At 69.1% G+C, this 16,999-nt stretch carries 18 protein-coding genes; 8 read left to right on the top strand and 10 right to left on the bottom strand.

All coding sequences use genetic code 11. The features are described 5' to 3' along the window. Positions 1-89 precede the first annotated feature (89 nt). The 3 genes from TX83_RS18220 to TX83_RS18210 all read right to left on the bottom strand — a co-directional run bounded on the left by TX83_RS18220 (position 90) and on the right by TX83_RS18210 (position 1,846). Complete coding sequence (locus TX83_RS18220) at positions 90-377, bottom strand: hypothetical protein (protein WP_064749402.1); 288 nt, start codon at positions 375-377, stop codon at positions 90-92. A gap of 9 nt (positions 378-386) precedes the next feature. Further along, positions 387-626 (bottom strand): hypothetical protein, encoded by a 240-nt coding sequence (locus tag TX83_RS18215; protein ID WP_064749401.1) that lies wholly within the window; start codon positions 624-626, stop codon positions 387-389. Positions 627-1,048: 422 nt separating this feature from the next. Next, entirely contained in the window at positions 1,049-1,846 is a 798-nt protein-coding gene (locus TX83_RS18210) for a TorF family putative porin (RefSeq protein ID WP_186442645.1), read from the bottom strand. Positions 1,847-2,053: 207 nt separating this feature from the next. Here TX83_RS18210 and TX83_RS18205 point away from each other — a divergent pair, with 207 nt between their 5' ends. The 4 genes from TX83_RS18205 (at position 2,054) to TX83_RS18190 (ending at position 6,248) form a co-directional block, all read left to right on the top strand. Beyond that, positions 2,054-3,202 carry a polyamine ABC transporter substrate-binding protein gene (locus tag TX83_RS18205; protein WP_261370186.1) on the top strand — a complete coding sequence of 383 codons (1,149 nt, stop codon included), beginning with the start codon at positions 2,054-2,056 and terminating at the stop codon, positions 3,200-3,202. Between the two features lie 4 nt (positions 3,203-3,206). After that, positions 3,207-4,367 carry an ABC transporter ATP-binding protein gene (locus tag TX83_RS18200; RefSeq protein ID WP_064749399.1) on the top strand — a complete coding sequence of 387 codons (1,161 nt, stop codon included), beginning with the start codon at positions 3,207-3,209 and terminating at the stop codon, positions 4,365-4,367. 211 nt (positions 4,368-4,578) lie between these two features. Beyond that, entirely contained in the window at positions 4,579-5,436 is an 858-nt protein-coding gene (locus TX83_RS18195; protein WP_064749418.1) for an ABC transporter permease subunit, read from the top strand. A 26-nt stretch (positions 5,437-5,462) separates the two neighbouring features. Further along, complete coding sequence (locus TX83_RS18190) at positions 5,463-6,248, top strand: ABC transporter permease subunit (protein WP_079248304.1); 786 nt, start codon at positions 5,463-5,465, stop codon at positions 6,246-6,248. A gap of 46 nt (positions 6,249-6,294) precedes the next feature. Here TX83_RS18190 and TX83_RS18185 read toward each other — a convergent pair whose 3' ends face one another. Both TX83_RS18185 and TX83_RS18180 read right to left on the bottom strand, forming a co-directional pair. Further along, positions 6,295-6,729 carry a DUF6196 family protein gene (locus tag TX83_RS18185; protein ID WP_064749417.1) on the bottom strand — a complete coding sequence of 145 codons (435 nt, stop codon included), beginning with the start codon at positions 6,727-6,729 and terminating at the stop codon, positions 6,295-6,297. Between the two features lie 91 nt (positions 6,730-6,820). Continuing rightward, positions 6,821-7,570, bottom strand: coding sequence for a SapC family protein (locus TX83_RS18180; protein WP_064749397.1), 750 nt, complete (start codon positions 7,568-7,570; stop codon positions 6,821-6,823). A gap of 243 nt (positions 7,571-7,813) precedes the next feature. On the opposite strand from TX83_RS18180, the gene TX83_RS18175 reads away from it, so the two are divergent. Continuing rightward, complete coding sequence (locus TX83_RS18175; RefSeq protein WP_064749396.1) at positions 7,814-8,095, top strand: hypothetical protein; 282 nt, start codon at positions 7,814-7,816, stop codon at positions 8,093-8,095. A 48-nt stretch (positions 8,096-8,143) separates the two neighbouring features. Here the strand turns inward: TX83_RS18175 and crcB are convergent, their stop codons facing one another. Then, positions 8,144-8,530 carry a fluoride efflux transporter CrcB gene (gene crcB / locus TX83_RS18170; protein ID WP_064749395.1) on the bottom strand — a complete coding sequence of 129 codons (387 nt, stop codon included), beginning with the start codon at positions 8,528-8,530 and terminating at the stop codon, positions 8,144-8,146. A 75-nt stretch (positions 8,531-8,605) separates the two neighbouring features. After that, on the bottom strand, positions 8,606-9,916 hold the full coding sequence (locus tag TX83_RS18165; protein WP_087960759.1) for a replication-associated recombination protein A: 1,311 nt from the start codon (positions 9,914-9,916) through the stop codon (positions 8,606-8,608). Between the two features lie 290 nt (positions 9,917-10,206). Here TX83_RS18165 and TX83_RS18160 point away from each other — a divergent pair, with 290 nt between their 5' ends. Beyond that, positions 10,207-10,737, top strand: a complete 531-nt coding sequence (locus tag TX83_RS18160) for a glycoside hydrolase family 108 protein (RefSeq protein ID WP_064749393.1) — start codon at positions 10,207-10,209, stop codon at positions 10,735-10,737. 116 nt (positions 10,738-10,853) lie between these two features. On the opposite strand, the gene TX83_RS18155 is transcribed toward TX83_RS18160, so the two are convergent. Beyond that, positions 10,854-11,846 (bottom strand): hypothetical protein, encoded by a 993-nt coding sequence (locus tag TX83_RS18155; protein WP_064749392.1) that lies wholly within the window; start codon positions 11,844-11,846, stop codon positions 10,854-10,856. Between the two features lie 424 nt (positions 11,847-12,270). Here TX83_RS18155 and TX83_RS18150 point away from each other — a divergent pair, with 424 nt between their 5' ends. Beyond that, positions 12,271-12,774 carry a GNAT family N-acetyltransferase gene (locus TX83_RS18150; protein ID WP_064749391.1) on the top strand — a complete coding sequence of 168 codons (504 nt, stop codon included), beginning with the start codon at positions 12,271-12,273 and terminating at the stop codon, positions 12,772-12,774. Between the two features lie 46 nt (positions 12,775-12,820). Here the strand turns inward: TX83_RS18150 and lolA are convergent, their stop codons facing one another. Further along, positions 12,821-13,468 (bottom strand): outer membrane lipoprotein chaperone LolA, encoded by a 648-nt coding sequence (gene lolA / locus TX83_RS18145; RefSeq protein WP_075575244.1) that lies wholly within the window; start codon positions 13,466-13,468, stop codon positions 12,821-12,823. Positions 13,469-13,752: 284 nt separating this feature from the next. Here lolA and TX83_RS18140 point away from each other — a divergent pair, with 284 nt between their 5' ends. Continuing rightward, positions 13,753-13,977, top strand: coding sequence for a DUF6289 family protein (locus tag TX83_RS18140; RefSeq protein WP_064749390.1), 225 nt, complete (start codon positions 13,753-13,755; stop codon positions 13,975-13,977). A 188-nt stretch (positions 13,978-14,165) separates the two neighbouring features. On the opposite strand, the gene TX83_RS18135 is transcribed toward TX83_RS18140, so the two are convergent. Then, positions 14,166-16,529: a DNA translocase FtsK gene (locus tag TX83_RS18135; RefSeq protein WP_064749389.1), complete on the bottom strand. Its 2,364-nt coding sequence runs from the start codon at positions 16,527-16,529 to the stop codon at positions 14,166-14,168. Positions 16,530-16,999: the final 470 nt, after the last annotated feature.

Here is a 16,999-nt window from a genome sequence, read left to right as displayed (position 1 = left end):
GGCTCGCGCGGCCGCGAAACCAAAAGGACCGCACGCGGGAGGCGTCCGATCCTCAGGTGCCGCCCGCAGCACCGGCCGGCGGCGCGGTTTCAGGCGCGCCGCTCCAGCGCCGCCAAGGCCTGACGGGTTTCCTCCCCGTCGCGCCGCCCCATCGCTTCGGCGATGTCGGCCAGCCAACGGTTCGCCGGCGCTTCGCCGTCGCGGCTCAGGCGCCGCCGGTACTCCGGCACCAGCTTCGCCAGTTCCTCGCGCAACCGCTGCGCACGCTCGTCGTACTGGCGGATCAGCGCATGCTCGTCGGCATCGTCGATCGCGCCGGCTTCGCGCAGAGCGCGAACGCGCTGCAACCAGTCCTCGCGACGGCCGTCGATGTCCACGCTCGCGGCTCAGCGGAAACCGAGTTCGTAGGCGGCGCCGAACACGTTCTTGGCCACCTCGGGCAAGTCCGAATCCTGCGCTGCATCGTTGGCCAAGCCGAGGTACTGAGTCGCCGCATCGGCGACGAAATCGCCCAGCATGCCGCCGAGTTCGCGCCCGATCATGGTCCCGAGCGGTCCGGCGATCGAACCCAATCCTGCGCCCAACGCCTGGCCGATGCCGCTGGCGAAATCCCCGAACAAAGACATGGCGAGCTCCTTCCCGTGGGTGACGCCGCCCAGTCTCCCCGCGCAGCAACCCCGGTCAATCTGGGAATGACCCTAGGAAAATCATAAACAGGGCCAGGGGCGCCCATTGGGGAAGGAGCACCGCAAGCCGCGACCGCGGACCGGCATGCGACGGCCGGGCGCCGCGACAGCAGCAACGACAGCGCGGGCAACAGCGAATTCCCCTGCCCCTCTTTTCAAGGAAGGGGGGAACGGCAAGAGCTCTTGCAGGAGCGGCGTAAGCCGCGACTGCCGAAGCGAGGCTTCGACAGCGCAGCATCCGAAGCCAGCCACGCCTCGGCAGCACTGTCCGATGGTCGCGCACTTCGGAGTGCTACGCTCGCGTGCACCACTGCGCCGGGTCGCGGCGTGCGCCGCACTACAGGCGCGGCGGCCGCGTCGCTTCAGAACGACCAAGTCAGCGCCAGCGCCACGCGTCCGTCGGCCAAACGCGCATCGTCCAGCGCTTCGGACAACTCCGGCCCGTAGCTGGAGGTGTCGGTGTACTGCAGCTGCGCCTGCACCGGGCCAAACTCTCGGGTCACGGCGATCAGATAGTCCTGGTAGCTGTCGCCGGCTGCGTCTTCCAGGTCGTAATGGCCGACCTGCACCTTGAGCCCGAAGCCGCTCTCGCCCAGCGGCCATTCGCCGCCGGCGTTCCAGTAATAGCCCTTGCCGCCGAGGCCGAAGATGTCCGGCGAATAGGCCAGGCCGACGTGGTAGTGCTCGGCGAAGCCCAGGGTCGCTTCGAGTTCGGTGTAGTCGTAGTCGTAGCCGCGGCGGGCGCCCGGATAGGCGGCGCGGGTCAGGACCACATCCAGGTCCAGCCCGGGACGCAGTTCTCCGGCCCAGCCGAGGTAGCCGTCGAGCTCGTAATCGATGCCGTCGTCTTCCTCGCCGGCCGCGGTGAAGTCGATGCTGGAAGCCCACAGGCCGGCATAGAACCCGCTGCGGTGCTCCAGATTGACCTCGGCCTGCAGCGCCGGGTCTTCCTGAGTCTGCGAAACGCCGCGCCAGACGTAGTCGCTGAGCGCGCCGACGCTGCCGTGGACCGCCCACGGCGCCTCGTCGGCCGCGGCCGCCTGGGCCGGTTCGGCCTCGACCGTCTGCGCCATCGCCGGTGCGCCTGCGGCCGCGGCCAAGGCCAGCCACCAGGGGGCAAGACGCGCAGCGGCGGTACGGGCGGTGGGGAAAGTCGGCATCGGCGGGCTCCGGCGGGCGGTGGGCAGGGGTGGGCGGGCTGCGACGATACCGCAAGCTGGCCGGATCGGTGCAGATCCGTGCCAGATGCCGGCCGGATTGGCGGCCGTTCGCCGCCCGATGGCGCCGATGCGTTGACACCGCCGGGGCGGGCTCCGAACATCGCGCCCAAACATTGCCGATCCGACTTGCCCACTTTGGAGATTGCCGTGACCCTGCGCCTCGCCCCGCTCGCCTGCGCCCTGCTGCTCGCCGCCTGCGGCGGGAGCAAGCAGCCCGACGCCGCCGCCACCGCGACCCCGGCCGGAGCCGAGGAGAAGGTCCTCAACGTCTACAACTGGTCGGACTACGTCGCCGACGACACGGTCAAGAACTTCGAGACCGCCAGCGGCCTCAAGGTCAATTACGACGTCTACGACGCCAACGAAACCCTGGAGAGCAAGCTCACCGCCGGCGCCTCCGGCTACGACGTGGTGTTCCCCTCGGCGCGCCCGTTCGCCCAGCGCCAGGTCAAGAGCGGCCTGTACGCGCCGCTGGACAAGAGCAAGCTGCCGAACTGGAAGCACCTGGACCCGCAGGTGCTGCAGAACCTGGCCTCGATCGACCCGGGCAACGCCCACCTGGTGCCGTACATGTGGGGCACCACCGGCCTGGGCCTGAACGTCGACAAGATCAAGCAGGCACTGGGCGAGAACGCGCCGCTGGACTCCTGGTCGCTGCTGTTCGATCCGGCCAACGCCGCCAAACTGGCCAAATGCGGCATCACCGTGCTCGACGACGACCAGGAAACCTTCGGCGCGGCGCTGATCTGGCTCGGCCGCGATCCCAATGCCGGCGCCGCCGACGAGCTCGACGCGGTGCGCAAGGTCTACGCCGCGATCCGCCCCTTCGTGCGCACCTTCAACAACGCCGAGTACAAGGACGCCTTCGCCAACGGCGACGCGTGCCTGGTGATGGGCTACTCCGGCGACATCGCCCAGGCCAGCACCACCGCCTTCGACGCCGCCAAGCAGGCCGGCAAGCCGGCGCCGAACCTGCGCTTCGTGATCCCCAAGGAAGGCGCGATCCGCTGGGTCGACGTGATCGCGATCCCCAAGGACAGCAAGCACCCCGGCAACGCCCACGCCTTCATCGACTATCTGCTCGACCCCAAGGTCGCCGCGGCGATCAGCAACCACGTCGCCTACGCCAGCGCCAATCAGGACGCCACCGCCCTGGTCGATCCCGCCGTGGCCCAGGACCCGGGCGTGTACCCGCCGGCCGAGGTGCGGGCCAAGCTGGTGGACCCGGCCAGCCTGCCCGAGGACGTGCAGCGCCAGCGCGTGCGCGCCTGGACCCGCATCAAGAGCGGGCAGTAAACCGGTGAGCGTCCCCGCCCGCACCGCCGCGCCCGAACCCTGGCGCGACCCGTCCGCGCAGCCGTTCGTGCGCATCGAAGGCGTGACCAAGACCTTCGGCAAGGTCTACGCCTGCGACGACATCTCGCTGGACGTCTATCGCGGCGAGTTTTTCGCCCTGCTCGGCGGTTCCGGTTCCGGCAAGAGCACCCTGCTGCGGGTGCTGGCCGGTTTTGAAAGCCCCGACCGCGGCCGGGTGCTGATCGACGGCGTCGACGTCACCGCGCTGCCGCCGTACCAGCGCCCGGTCAACATGATGTTCCAGAGCTATGCGCTGTTCCCGCACATGAGCGTGGCGCAGAACATCGCCTTCGGCCTCAAGCAGACCCTGCCCGGCGAAAGCCCGCTCGGCGCGGGCGAAATCCGCGACCGGGTCCAGGCCATGCTGGAACTGGTGCGCATGCCGCAGCTGGGCCAGCGCAAGCCCGACCAGCTCTCCGGCGGCCAGCGCCAGCGCGTCGCCCTGGCCCGCGCCCTGGCCAAGCAGCCCAAGCTGCTGCTGCTCGACGAACCGCTGGGCGCGCTGGACAAGAAGCTGCGCGAGCACACCCAGTTCGAGCTGGTCAGCATCCAGGAACGGGTCGGCACCACCTTCATCATGGTCACCCACGACCAGGAAGAAGCCATGACCATGTCCTCGCGCATCGCGGTCATGGACGCCGGCCGGATCGTCCAGGTCTCGACCCCGGCGGTGCTGTACGAGTATCCCTCCACCCGCTTCGTGGCCGAATTCATCGGCGGCATCAACCTGCTCGAGGGCCGCGTGCTCGGCCACGACGCGGCCGGCGGCACCCTGCGCATCCAATGCGACGCCGTCGGCGGCGAACTGCTCGCGCGCCACCCGGACCCGTTGCCGGAAGGCACCGCGGTCGGCATCGCGGTGCGCCCGGAGAAGATCGACGTGCACGACACCCGCCCGGCCGGCTTCGACAATGCGGTGGTCGGCAAGGTGCGCGACATCGCCTATCTGGGCGACGTGTCGATCTACCACGTCCAGACCGAGTCCGGCGCGGTGCTGCGGGTGCAGGAGACCCACGTCGCGCGCAGCTCGGAACCGCATTACGACTGGGACGACACGCTGTGGCTGTCGTGGGATGCGGCCAGCGCGGTGGTGCTGACCTCGTGAGCGCAGAGTGGGCGGATCGCAAACGGAAAATCGCCGAGGCCGGGTACGGCTCGGCGGCGGGGGACGCACGGTGAGCGGAATGGAGCAAAAGCGCGGCTCGGAAAGCTGGAGTTTCTGGGCCGATGTCGTAGATAACCTCTTCGGTTGGTTCCGCGCCGTCGGCGACGAATTCCGCACCCGCCGAGGCCGCTTCCTGGTGACCGCGCTGCCGATGCTGTGGCTGGCGCTGTTGTTCCTGGTGCCGTTCCTGATCGTGCTCAAGCTGAGCTTCGCCCAGGCCTTGTTCGGCCAGGTGCCGCCGTACACGCCGCTGGTGCAGACCGGCGAAGACGGTGCGGTCTCGCTGCAGTTGCACGCGTCCAACTACGCCGCGCTGATTTCCGATCCGCTGTACGTCGGCGCGTACCTGAAGTCGCTGCTGTTCGCCAGTGTCTCGACCCTGTGCTGCCTGCTGATCGGCTATCCGATCGCCTACGGCATCGCCCGCGCGCCCAAGGTCTGGCGGCTGCTGCTGTTGGTGCTGGTGATCCTGCCGTTCTGGACCAGTTCGCTGCTGCGCACCTACGCCATGATCGGCCTGCTGCGCGCCAACGGCATAGTCAGCCGGACGCTGTCGGAGCTGGGACTGATCGAGCCGGGCACGGCGGTGCTGCACACCGATCTCGCGGTCTACATCGGCATCACCTACAACTACCTGCCCTTCATGATCCTGCCCTTGGCGGCGACGCTGATCCGGCTCGACTTCACCCTGCTGGAAGCCGCGGCCGACCTGGGCGCCAAGCCCTGGCAGGCGTTCGTGCGGGTCACCCTGCCGCTGTCCTTCCCCGGCATGCTCGCCGGCACCCTGCTGGTGTTCATCCCCTCGGTCGGCGAGTTCGTGATCCCCGATGTGCTCGGCGGCCCCGACGCGCTGACCATCGGCCGCGTGCTGTGGACCGAGTTCTTCACCAACCGCGACTGGCCGCTGGCGGCGGCGATCGCGATCGCCATGCTGCTGCTGATCGTGCTGCCGACCTTGTTGTTCGAATACGTAGAGAATCGCCGCGCGGCGCGGGAGGACGCACCGTGAAGCGCACCCCCTTCGCCCTGTACACGATGATGGCGCTGGGCTACGCCTTCCTCTACCTGCCGATCGCGTCGGTGATCGTGTACTCGTTCAGCGGCTCCGATCGCGCCACCACCTGGGGCGGCTTCTCGCTGCGCTGGTACGGCGAGCTGCTGCGCAACGAGCAGATCCTGGAAGCGGTGCAGCGCAGCCTGACCATCGCCGCGATCTCGGCCACCGCCGCGGTCGCGCTCGGCACCGCCAGCGGCCTGGCCTTGTCGCGTTTCGGCCGTTTCCCCGGGCGCGGCGCACTGAGCCTGCTGAACTCGGCGCCGATGGTGATGCCGGACGTGATGCTGGGCCTGTCCTCGCTGCTGCTGTTCGTCGGCCTGCAGCAGGTGTTCGGCTGGCCCGAACGCGGCATGACCACGATCACCCTGGCCCACATCACCCTCACCGCCTGCTACGTCACCGTGGTGGTGCGCTCGCGCATGACCTCGCTCGACGCCAGCCTGGAGGAAGCGGCGATGGACCTGGGCGCCAAGCCGTGGCGGGTGTTCTTCGTCATCACCCTGCCCTTGATCGCGCCCGCGCTGCTGGCCGGCTGGCTGCTCGCCTTCACCCTGTCGCTGGACGACCTGGTGATCGCCAGCTTCACCTCCGGCCCGGGTTCGACCACCCTGCCGATGTTGGTGTATTCGAAGGTCAAGCTCGGGGTGACGCCGGAAATCAACGCCCTGACCACGATCATCGTCGCCCTGGTCGCGCTCGGCGTGAGCGTGGCCGGCGCGCTCATGTACCGGCGCGATCGTTTGCGCGAAGCCGCGCGCCGCTGAGCGCGGCCGCGGCAGGCCCGGGACGCGAAGCCCGGGACCGCGAGGCTCAAGGCGGCGAGGTCAAGACCTCGAGTTCGGCGCGCACCTCGGCGGCGAGCGCCGCCGGCACGCCCCAGTAATCGTAGATGCCGCCATCGCCGCGGTTGTGCCCGCAGGTCACGAACACGCCGGTGCCGAAGCGCTGCTTGAGCCGCGACGCCAGCCAGCCGACGAAGCCGCTGTTGTCGGCGCCGGCGGGAAAGTGGAACCGGAACAGCGCGAACAACTCCTCGCCGGGGTCGTCGCAAGGCACCAGTTGACTCCAGACCGCGTCGTCGCGCACCAGCGCCAGGGCATCGGCGCGCACTGCGGCCGGGAAGTCGCGCAACCCGAACTCGGCGAAGGCATAGGTGCCGGGATAGACCGCGAGCCGGGCGCGCCGGGTCACCTCGAGCAGGCGACGCTCGGTCGCCTGCGGGCTTTCGTGCGAGATATCGACCATCGCCATTCCTCAAACGACGACGCCGGCACCGTGCCGGCGTCGTGGCGTGGGCAGCCGGCACGCCGTGCGGCGACCGGCCCGAACATCTGGCTCAGTTGGCCGCGCCCTGCGGCGCGTCCTCGTCCGCGGCCCGCTGCTGGGCCAGTTCCGACAGGCGCTCCAGATTGCGCATCGACACCAGGTGTGTGTGGATCAGGCGCATCGCGCCGCTGCGCACCAATTCGGCCAGGGTGGCGTCGTCGAGCTTGTGCAGGCGCTCTTCCGAAACCACGTAAACGCCGTTGATCTCGTGCGGGGGCTCGCCTTCGCGGCCGAAACGCACCACCTGCTGTTCGAGCAGGTCCAGCGCCTTGAGCCGCTCGGTGAAGGCGGCGGTGCGCTTGAGCTCATGATGGAACTCGGTCAGGAAGCCCAGCGCGCGGGTCAGGTTCGGGGTGTCCTCGCCGCTGTCCTCGAACAGCGCCTCGCCCTCCTCTTCCGACAGGCCGTCGTAGGCCATGTCCACGCACACGGTGAGGTTGCCGGTTTCGCGGTCTTCGGCCAGCACGAACGGGTACTGGCGCAGGAACGCCGGCACGTAGCCGCGACGCCAGCGGGCCTCGGCGTCGACGTACAGGTTCTGCTGCGGCTTCAAGCCGACCATGATCGCCGGCAGGTAGTCGCCGTTGTCGAGCCTGGCGAACACGATCGCGTATTCCGACGCCGCGGGCAGGAACTCGATCGCCGCCAGCGGCACCGAATTGAGGGTCGCGGCGAAGCGGGCGTTGTGCGACTGCGCGCTGATGCGCAGGCGCCGGTGGGTGTTGCGGTTCAACGGTACGACGCGGTCGTAGATCAGCATGGAATTCCCGGAATCGAGTGAATGCCCGCCGGCCCGGCGGGGGTGCGGCGAAGATGCGCCATCGACGCGACATTGACAACGGCGACGCCGGGGGGCGGCCATACGCCCCCGTCGGCGTGATGCCAATTTTCACATGCATGCGCGCCAGTCAAAACTGTCATCACGTCGCCTCCCATATCGTGACACCCGGCACACAAGTCGGACGTGCCGGGCAAGAGGGGAAAGGCATTGTTCAAAGTGTCATTGCGAGAACACGCTCTGCTGAGCGTCCTGGTCGGCCTGCAACGTGGCGTGCAGCCGGAAACCAGCCATATGAAACACGCCCTGATCGAAGACGGGCTGGCCCTGAGCCAGGACGGGCGACTGTTGCTGTCCAACGCCGGCAATACCCTGCTGCAGGCGCTGCAGCACATGGTCTGGGCCGAGGTCGAATCGCTGCAGCAGGTGCTGGCCAACAAATCCGCGGCGCCCAGCGACGAGGTCCTGCGCATGTCGCGCCGGACCGTCCTGCCGCCGGCGGAATGAATGCGGCCGCGGCCGGTGGCGTCGATGCCGGCCCGCACCGTCCCGGGGTCAGCCCGGATGCGTCCAGGCGCGCACGCTGGCCAGGCCGGCGACGGTCATCGCCAGCGAGCCGAACAAATGCAACGCGGCCGTGCCCAGCGCCCAGCCCACCTGCTGCCGTTCCAGCAACTGCACCACCTCGCCGGAAAAGGTCGAGAAAGTGGTCAGGCCGCCCAGCAGGCCGGTCACCACGAACAAGCGCCATTCCGGCGCCAACGCCGGGTGCTGGCCGAACCAGGCCAGGGCCAGGCCAATGCCGTAGCCGCCGACCAGGTTCGCCGCCAGGGTGCCCAGCGGCAACTGCGCATGCAGCGCATTGAGCCACAGGCTCAGGCCCCAACGTGCCCAGGCGCCGATCGCCGCCCCCAGGCCGATGGCCACGAACGAAGCCCACATGGATCGTCGCCTCCCGGTCGGCCGTGCCGACGTCAACGCGGCCTGGCCGCCCCTGCACAACGAACAGAATAAGCGCTAGGCGCCTGCGTCCGTTCCGCCCTCGTCCTGCTCCGGCGGCGCCTCGCCGCGCGCCTGCGCGCGCAACCGGCGCAGCCGCTCCAGCTTCTCGCCGAGCTTGATCTCCAGCCCGCGCGGCACCGGCCGGTAGTACACCCGCTCGCCCATCGCGTCCGGGAAACCGGTCTGGCCGAGGGCGATGCCGCCCTCGGCGTCGTGGTCGTACTGATAGCCCTGCGCATAGCCCAACTGCTTCATCAGCCGGGTCGGCGCATTGCGCAGGTGCAGCGGCACGTCCTGGGTGCCGTGCTCGGCGACGTCGCGCCGGGCCTGGTTGTAAGCGGCGTAGGCGGCGTTGGACTTGGCGGTGCTGGCCAGGTACAGCACCACCTGGGCCAGGGCCAGATCGCCTTCCGGGCTGCCCAAGCGGTCGTACGTGTCCCAGGCGTCGACCGCCATCTGCAGCGCGCGCGGATCGGCCAGGCCGATGTCTTCGACCGCCATCCGGGTCAGGCGCCGGGCCAGGTAGTGCGCATCGCAGCCGCCGTCGATCATGCGCGCGAACCAGTACAGCGCCGCATCGGGGTTGGAGCTGCGCACCGATTTGTGCAGCGCCGAGATCTGGTCGTAGAACTGCTCGCCGCCCTTGTCGAAGCGGCGGGTGCGGTCGGCCAACACCTGGGCCAGGGTCGCGGCGGTCACCGTGCCGCCCTCGTCCAGGGCCAGCTCGGCGGCGATCTCAAGCAGGGTCAGCGCGCGGCGCACGTCGCCGTCGGCGGCCGTGGCGATCTGCAGCAGCAGTTCGTCCTCGACCCGGATCGCCTGCGCGCCCAGGCCGCGCTCGGGATCGTCCAGGGCGCGGCGCAAGGCCGCGCGCACGTCCTCCGGCGACACCGCCTCCATGACGTGCACGCGGCAGCGCGACAGCAGCGCTGAATTGAGTTCGAAGGAAGGGTTCTCGGTGGTCGCGCCAACGAAGATGATCGTGCCGCGCTCGATGTGCGGCAGGAACGCATCCTGCTGGCTCTTGTTGAAGCGATGCACCTCGTCGACGAACAGCACCGTGCGCCGGCCTTCGGCGAACCGGTGCGCGGCCTCGGCCAGCACCTGGCGCACCTCGGGCAGGCCCGACAGCACCGCCGAGATCGCCCGGAACTCGGCATCGGCATAACGCGCCAGCAGCAGCGCCAAGGTGGTCTTGCCGCAGCCCGGCGGGCCCCACAGGATCATCGAGTGGACCCGGCCGGACTCGACCGCGCGGCGCAACGCCGAGCCCGGCGCCAGCAGCCGGCGCTGGCCCACCATCTCGTCCAGGCTTCGCGGACGCATGCGCTCGGCCAGCGGGCGCAGGCCGTCGCGGTCGACGCTGAGCAGGTCGCGTTGTTCCTCGGAGGAAGCGGGAGTGCGGCGGGCCACGGGCCAGGAAAGATCCGGTGTCGTATCGGCCGACACGATAGCAATTTAGCGCCGGCACCGGACCCACCTCGCGCGCAAGCGCTTGATCCGGCTCGATTTCGCAAACCGCCGTGCCCCGCCGGCCGCGCCGAGCGAGCGCGGTCACAAGCCCGCGACTCCGGCGTTGTCATCGGTACCGCCTTCCGCGCAACCGGCAGCTCGTCATGGCCTATTTTCAGACTTACCTCCCGCAGCTGCTGCGCTTCGAAGGCGGCTACGTCGACAACCCCTACGATCCGGGCGGCGCCACCAACATGGGCATCACCCTGAGCACCTTCGAGGCGCATTCCCAGACCTTGCTCGGCATCGCGCCGACCCTGACCAACCTGCGCGCGCTCACCGCCGCCGAGGCCGGCACCCTGTACAAGACCCTGTACTGGGACCCGCTGCACGGCGACGCGATCGCGCTGCAATACCTGGCCGACATCGTGTTCGACTTCTACGTCAATGCCGGCTTCCATGCCGTGGTCCTGCTGCAGCAACTGCTGGGCCCGCCGGTGTGCGTCGACGGCCGCTTCGGGCCGGACACGCTGGCGGCCGTGCTCAAGGCCGACCAGCCCGAGCTGTATGCGCGTTATCGCGCGGGGCGTATCGCTTACTACTGCCAACTGGCCCAGGCCCATCCGGTGTTGCAGCGCTTTCTGGCCGGTTGGCTGGCGCGGGCGCACTGGTTCCCGGCGCAGGCGCCGGGCTGAGCGCGCCGGGCGCGCTCGGCGATGCTCGCGGAGTGTCGGACGACGGGCGATGCGGGCCGAAGCCCGCATCGCCACACCCGTTCCGCCGCGCACTCCGGCTTAGCCGAACCGCGCGGTCACCACTGCCCCCACGCCGAGGCCGGGACATGCCGCTCGGCGTAGGCGATCACCGCCGCGACGCTGGCCAGGTGCCCCACCGCGACCAGCCGGCGCGCGGTGTGCCACTGGGTGTCGACGATCTGGGTCCCGAAGTCGTCGTCGCCCAGCGTCGTCATCAACCCCAGTTCGTACGGCGCGCCCTGGCGGCGGCTGGCGGTGAGCAGCGTCGGTTCGTGCGAATAGAACGCCATGCAGGTGCCCTGGCTGGGCTGCTCGACCAGGTCGGGGCGATCGCACAGCGCGATGGCATGGCCGCTGCGGTAGTGGTTGATGTTCCAGGGCCATTGCTTGAGATCGTGGCTGGAATCCACGTTCAAGCGCTGGAAATGCAGGCCGTCAACGCTGTAGTAGGCGTAACGCAGGAAATCGGCGTCGACGTAAGCGACCGGCAGTTCGGACAACGCCTTGAACAGATGGTCCGCACCCGGGTGATCCTTGCGGATCGACATGTCCACGATCATCGCTTCGCGCGGCATGGCGATGCCGTCGCCGAGGGTGACGCCAAAGGCCATGTCGTAGGGCGCTGGATTCGGCTTGCCGCCACTGCAGGTGCCGGACAGGCCCGGCTCGTCGTAGAGCAACGGGTCGATGCCGAGCAGGATGCCGCGACTGGCCGGCGTGCCGAGCTGGGCGCCGTTCCAGTCCGGGATCACGCCGGTCAGCAGCGAGGGCCGGCCGGTGCAATCGCCGCCCTGGGTCGGGTTGTACTCGTTGCCCTGGTGGCTGCGGGTGGTCATCTGGAAGCCGGCGCCGACGTTGTCGTTCGGCACCGCCTGGCGGCCGGCGATCCACAGGCCGGTGATCATCGGCGAGTGGCCGATGAAGGGAGGAACCTTTTCGTTGAGCCGGACGCGGATGACGCCGTTGTCCTTCTCGTAGAACTGGGCGGCTGCGACGGCCGGCAGCAACAAGGCGATCGACAGCGAGAGACGCTGGATGAGGCGCTTCATGCGGTGGTGCTCCTATGCGGACGCTGGCGTGGGGAGCGCGCGCCTGCGGCCAGCGTTGCGCCTGCGCCGGGTTCGCCCGTGCAGCGGGCGAAGCGCGGCGATCATGTCACGCCGATCGCGTCGTTCCGCCGCGCGGGTACCTGCGTCGGGAGGCTGCGCCGCAGCCAGTGCGCGCGCAGTCCGCAAACCGTGCGACCCACGCCCCACGGCGTTGCGACGCTGCCCGCAAAGCCCGTCCCACCGCGCAGCGCGGCCCGATCCTCGTCACGCTTCGCAACATCGGCTCGCGGCATCGGCGCTTCGCCGCCCCGAGCGAAGGCGGGGCCCGCGCCGGGCCGGCCAAGGTCGGTGCGTTGCCGGGCCGCGAGGCGGCGCCGACAATGCGCGCTGTCCATCGCCCGCCCTTCTCGCCAGCCCTTCGCCGATGTCCGCCACCCCTACGTCCGCCACCCCTACGTCCGCCGCGCCGCAGATCCGCCCCGCCCGTCCCGACGACCGCGCCGCAGTGCTGGCGTTGTTGGCGGAAACCTTCGCCGACACCTGGCGTCCGCAACTCACCGCGCAAGCGATCGCCGACTACCAACACAAACGCGTGGCCGAACGCTACGTCGATGCGCAACTGCCGCAATTGCTGGTCGCCGAACTCGACGGCGCGGTAGCCGGCTTCGCCGGCCGCAGCGGCGACTTCGTCGACTCCCTGCACGTGAGCGCGCGCGCACGCCGCCGCGGCGTCGCGCGGGCGCTGATGCAGGCGTTGGAAACGGCGATGCGCGGCGAAGGCCGGCCCCGGGCGAGCCTGGAGACCGACACCTTCAACCGCGCCAGCCAGGCCTTGTACCTGGCCTTGGGGTATCGCGAGACCGCACGCTATCCCGACGAAGAATGGAACAGCGGGTTGACCACGATCCGCTACGAGAAAGCCCTGTAGGACGCCAGGAGGGCGCGCGCCGGAGCGAGACGCACGCGGCGAGGGCTCAGCCCTCGCCGATCACGTCCACGCCTTTGCCGGGCGCGTACTTGAAGGTGCTGGCCGGGAAGCTGGGATTGCGTTTCCAGCCGCTGAAACTGATCTCGGTCTTCTGGCCGAGCGCGTCGACGATTTCCATCTTGGCCAGGCTGCCGGCGTTGAAGCCGAGCTTGGCGCTGCGGAAGCTGGCTTCCTGCTGCTTGGGCTGCAGCGTCAGCCAATTCAGACCGCCAACGCTGCCGGCGTCCTTGACCACGAACATGGCGTCGAGCTTGCCCGGATCGATCAACGCCGCCAGCGGGCTGTTCTGCTCTTCCACGCCCTGCGGACGCACCGTGACCTGCTGCAGGTCGGGCTCGTACACCCATACCTTCTTGCCGTCGGCGACGATCAGCTGCGGATAGGGCTTGGCGTATTCCCAGCGGAACAGCCGCGGCGCCGACAAGGCCACCTGACCGGTCGAACTTTCCTTGAGCTTGCCGTTGGGACCGTACACCTTCTGCGCGAACTGGCCGTCCAGCCCCTTGAGGCCGCGGGTGAAAGCGCCCAGGTCTTCGCGCCCGCCGGCCACGGCCGCGCCGGCGAACATCGCGGTGGACAGCAGGAGCGTGGACAGCGTGGCCGCGACGGTGTTGCGGCGGAAAAAAGCAGACACGGGCGGACTCCTGAAAACGGTATGGCGGCAGTGTGCGTGGCGATGTCTGAACGGGCTCGTGACGAGCAAAACGCGGTTCAGAACACATTTTGCCATGCCGTCGAGCCAGTAGAGTCTGTGACAGTCGTAGCGTTCGCGCCGAACGGCCGGATCTCCCCCGGGTTCCGCGACGGGCCGCATCGCCCGTCCCGGTTCGTGTGCGTCGCGATCGAGACGACTGGCCGGCACGAAGCCGGTACCCGCCCCCCGTCCGTCGGGGCCAACCAACATCACAAGGAGTTTCCATGAGCAAGAAAGCCCTGTTGGCCGCCGTCCTCGTTTTCGCCGGCACCCTCGTCGCCGGCACCAGCGCCGCCAATGCGCCGCCGCTGGGTTCGGAGCAGTTCGAGGAGTATTACAACGCCAGCGGCCAGCTGGTCGGCTACGTCCACTGGAGCTGCGACGGCCGTCGCACGACCTGGGGCACCCTCAGCGGCGAGCTGGAAGTCACCCGCCGCCGCTGCCAGTAATCGACTGATGCGCCCAGCCTAGGCGCCTGCGCCTGCCGTCCGCGGACGGCAGGCGCTTTGCTTTGGGGCGCTGGAACGGCCGCGACCGAAGGCTGGAACCGCAGGTCGAAGCCGACCGGCCGCCATCGAGCGGCTTGGAATCCAGCGGCGCGATCGCGAAACCGCCGCTGCCCTCGCCCGCTGCGCGCTTACTTCGGCGGCGGCGGCGCCAGCACGCTGCGGTCGCCGTTGTGCTCCGGAGGCGACACCACCCCGGCCGCTTCCATCGCCTCGATCAGGCGGGCGGCGCGGTTGTAGCCGATCTTGAGCCGACGCTGCACGCCGGAGATCGAAGCGCGGCGGGTCTCGGTGACGATGCGTACCGCCTCGTCGTACAGCGGGTCGGACTCGTCGCCGCCGCCGCTGCTGGTTTCCGGCAGGCCGGTCGCGCCGACCACCGTGCCGTCGCCCATGGTCTGCACTTCGTCGAGCACGCCCTCGATGTAGTCCGGGCCGCCGCCGAGCTGCTTGAGGTGCTCGACCACCCGATGCACTTCCTCGTCGGAGACGAAAGCGCCGTGCACGCGCTCGGGCATGGCCGTGCCGGGCGGCAAATAGAGCATGTCGCCGTGGCCGAGCAAGGTCTCGGCGCCGGACTGGTCGAGGATGGTGCGCGAGTCGATCTTGCTCGACACCTGGAAGGCGATGCGGGTCGGGATATTGGCCTTGATCAGGCCGGTGATGACGTCGACCGAGGGACGCTGGGTGGCCAGGATCAGATGAATGCCGGCGGCGCGCGCCTTCTGCGCCAGGCGCGCGATCAGCTCCTCGACCTTCTTGCCGACAATCATCATCATGTCGGCGAATTCGTCGATGAAGATGACGATGAACGGCAGCGTCTCCAACGGCCGCGGCGCCTCGCCGAGTTCGGCGTTGGGCTTGAACAGCGGGTCCATCAGCGGCTGGCCGGCGTCCTGCGCGTCCTTGACCTTCTTGTTGAAGCCGGCCAGGTTGCGCACGCCGACCGCCGACATGAGCTTGTAGCGGCGCTCCATCTCGGCCACGCACCAGCGCAGGCCGTTGGCGGCCTCCTTCATGTCGGTGACGACCGGCGCCAGCAGGTGCGGAATGCCCTCGTAGACCGAGAGTTCGAGCATCTTCGGGTCGATCATCAGCATCCGCAGGTCCTTCGCGGAGGCCTTGTACAGCAGGCTCAGCACCATCGCGTTGACCGCGACCGACTTGCCCGAGCCGGTGGTGCCGGCGACCAGCAGGTGCGGCATGCGCGCCAGATCGGCCACCGTCGGCCGGCCGGCGATGTCCTTGCCCAGGGCCAGGGTCAGCAGGCTGCCGGACTTGTCGTACTCCTTCGAACGCAGCAGTTCGGACAGGAAGATCATCTCGCGCGAAGTGTTCGGCGTTTCCAGGCCGATCACCGACTTGCCCGGGATCACGTCGACCACGCGCACCGACTTCACCGACAGGCCGCGGGCGATGTCCTTGTCCAGCGAGGAGATCTGGCTGACCTTGACCCCCGGCGCCGGCTGCACCTCGAAACGGGTGATGACCGGGCCCGGGTAGGCGCCGACCACCTGGGCGTCGATGCGGAAGTCCTTGAGCTTGAACTCGATCTGCCGCGACAGGGTTTCCAAGGTCTCTTCGCTGTAGCCCTTGGGCTGCGGCTTGGGATCGTCGAGCAGGGCCAGCGGCGGCACGCCGCTGCCGTCGCCGGTATGGAACAGCGGAATCTGGGTTTCGCGCTTGGCGCGCTCGCTCTTTTCCACCACCGGCGCCGGCGGCGGTTCGATCTTGACCTTCTCGCGCTTGGCGCGCAGCTCGGTGTCGACCTTGCGCGCTTCCTCGCGCTCTTCGCGCATGACCTGGGTCTGGCGCCATTCGGTGGCCTGCTGGCTGCCGCGGCGGAACAGTTTGCTCAAGGTCGGGCCGGCGGCCATCACCCACTGGCCGATCTTGTCCATGACCGCAAACCAGGAAATGCCGGTGGCCAGGGTCACCGAGATCAGCAACAGGGCGAGCAGGAACAGATTGCCGCCGACCGGACCGAAGCCGGAGTACAGCGAACGCCCGACCAATTGGCCGAGGATGCCGCCGCTGCCGGCGGAAAAATCTTCGGCCGGGCCGAAGCGCAGTTGCAGCAGGCCGGTGGCCGAAACCAGGAAACCGACGATGCCGATCAGGCGCAGCGCCGGGCCGAGGTCGGCCTCGCCGTCGCCGTCGGTGTCCATGCCGAACAGGGCGATCCAGGCGATCGCGCCGAGCATCACCGGCAACAGGAACGCGACGTAGCCGCACAGGTACAGCAGCACGTCGGCGATCCAGGCGCCGACCCGTCCGCCGAGGTTGTGCAGCGGCGCGGTGATCGAACCCGAATGCGACCAACCCGGGTCCTGCGGCGAGAACGTCAGCAGGCTGGCCAGCAGATACAGCAACAGCGGCGCGATCAGGATCAGCGCGATGTCGCGCATCAGGCGCTGCCGCTTCGGCGACGGCGCGCTCTTGACCTCTTCGGTTGGCTTGGCCTTCTTGCGAGCGGCTGTGGGTGCGGACGCCACCGTGATGTGCTGCCTTAGGTTGCTATCGTTAGTCTTTGAATATACAGGAAAGAGCTGAAAACGAGTGAACACGGGCCAGGCACGAGTGGCAGCGGCCTCGACCGCCCCGGCCCCGCCCCCGAACGGTACCACCTGAAGCGGGCCGCCGGGAGCGGATCCGACGGACCGAGACACCCTCCGCCGCCCCTTCGGCGCTACCTGGAATCGGCCGGCAAGCCCCCCTAATCCCGCCCATCAACGACAAAGGGGCGGCCACGTGACGGAGCCCCGCTCCGCCCGCACCGCCCCTCCGCTTCGGCATCACAGGAGTCGGGCCGGCTTCAACCCAATCCCGACGCCCGAATCCCCAATCCCGGCGCTCAGAGCAGCGCCGGATGGATCAGCTTGCCGCCCTCGACGTTGATGCCGCGCACCAGGGCCGGGTTGTTGCGCCACTCGTTGCCGGCCGCCAGCTTGTTGACCCACGGCAG

This window comes from Lysobacter antibioticus HS124 (genome assembly GCF_000336385.2).
GTDB lineage: Bacteria > Pseudomonadota > Gammaproteobacteria > Xanthomonadales > Xanthomonadaceae > Lysobacter > Lysobacter firmicutimachus.
The sequence above is the reverse complement of the archived record's forward strand: the minus strand, read 5'-3'. Positions and strand labels throughout refer to the sequence as shown.

Bases quoted from the DNA above. Each gene is read 5' to 3' on its own strand.
- TX83_RS18215 (WP_064749401.1), bottom strand. From the start codon at position 626: ATGTCTTTGTTCGGGGATTTCGCCAGCGGCATCGGCCAGGCGTTGGGC.
- TX83_RS18210 (WP_186442645.1), bottom strand. From the start codon at position 1,846: ATGCCGACTTTCCCCACCGCCCGTACCGCCGCTGCGCGTCTTGCCCCC.
- TX83_RS18195 (WP_064749418.1), top strand. From the start codon at position 4,579: ATGCTGTGGCTGGCGCTGTTGTTCCTGGTGCCGTTCCTGATCGTGCTC.
- TX83_RS18190 (WP_079248304.1), top strand. From the start codon at position 5,463: ATGATGGCGCTGGGCTACGCCTTCCTCTACCTGCCGATCGCGTCGGTG.
- TX83_RS18185 (WP_064749417.1), bottom strand. From the start codon at position 6,729: ATGGTCGATATCTCGCACGAAAGCCCGCAGGCGACCGAGCGTCGCCTG.
- TX83_RS18180 (WP_064749397.1), bottom strand. From the start codon at position 7,570: ATGCTGATCTACGACCGCGTCGTACCGTTGAACCGCAACACCCACCGG.
- crcB (WP_064749395.1), bottom strand. From the start codon at position 8,530: ATGTGGGCTTCGTTCGTGGCCATCGGCCTGGGGGCGGCGATCGGCGCC.
- TX83_RS18165 (WP_087960759.1), bottom strand. From the start codon at position 9,916: ATGCGTCCGCGAAGCCTGGACGAGATGGTGGGCCAGCGCCGGCTGCTG.
- TX83_RS18160 (WP_064749393.1), top strand. From the start codon at position 10,207: ATGGCCTATTTTCAGACTTACCTCCCGCAGCTGCTGCGCTTCGAAGGC.
- TX83_RS18155 (WP_064749392.1), bottom strand. From the start codon at position 11,846: ATGAAGCGCCTCATCCAGCGTCTCTCGCTGTCGATCGCCTTGTTGCTG.
- TX83_RS18150 (WP_064749391.1), top strand. From the start codon at position 12,271: ATGTCCGCCACCCCTACGTCCGCCACCCCTACGTCCGCCGCGCCGCAG.
- TX83_RS18140 (WP_064749390.1), top strand. From the start codon at position 13,753: ATGAGCAAGAAAGCCCTGTTGGCCGCCGTCCTCGTTTTCGCCGGCACC.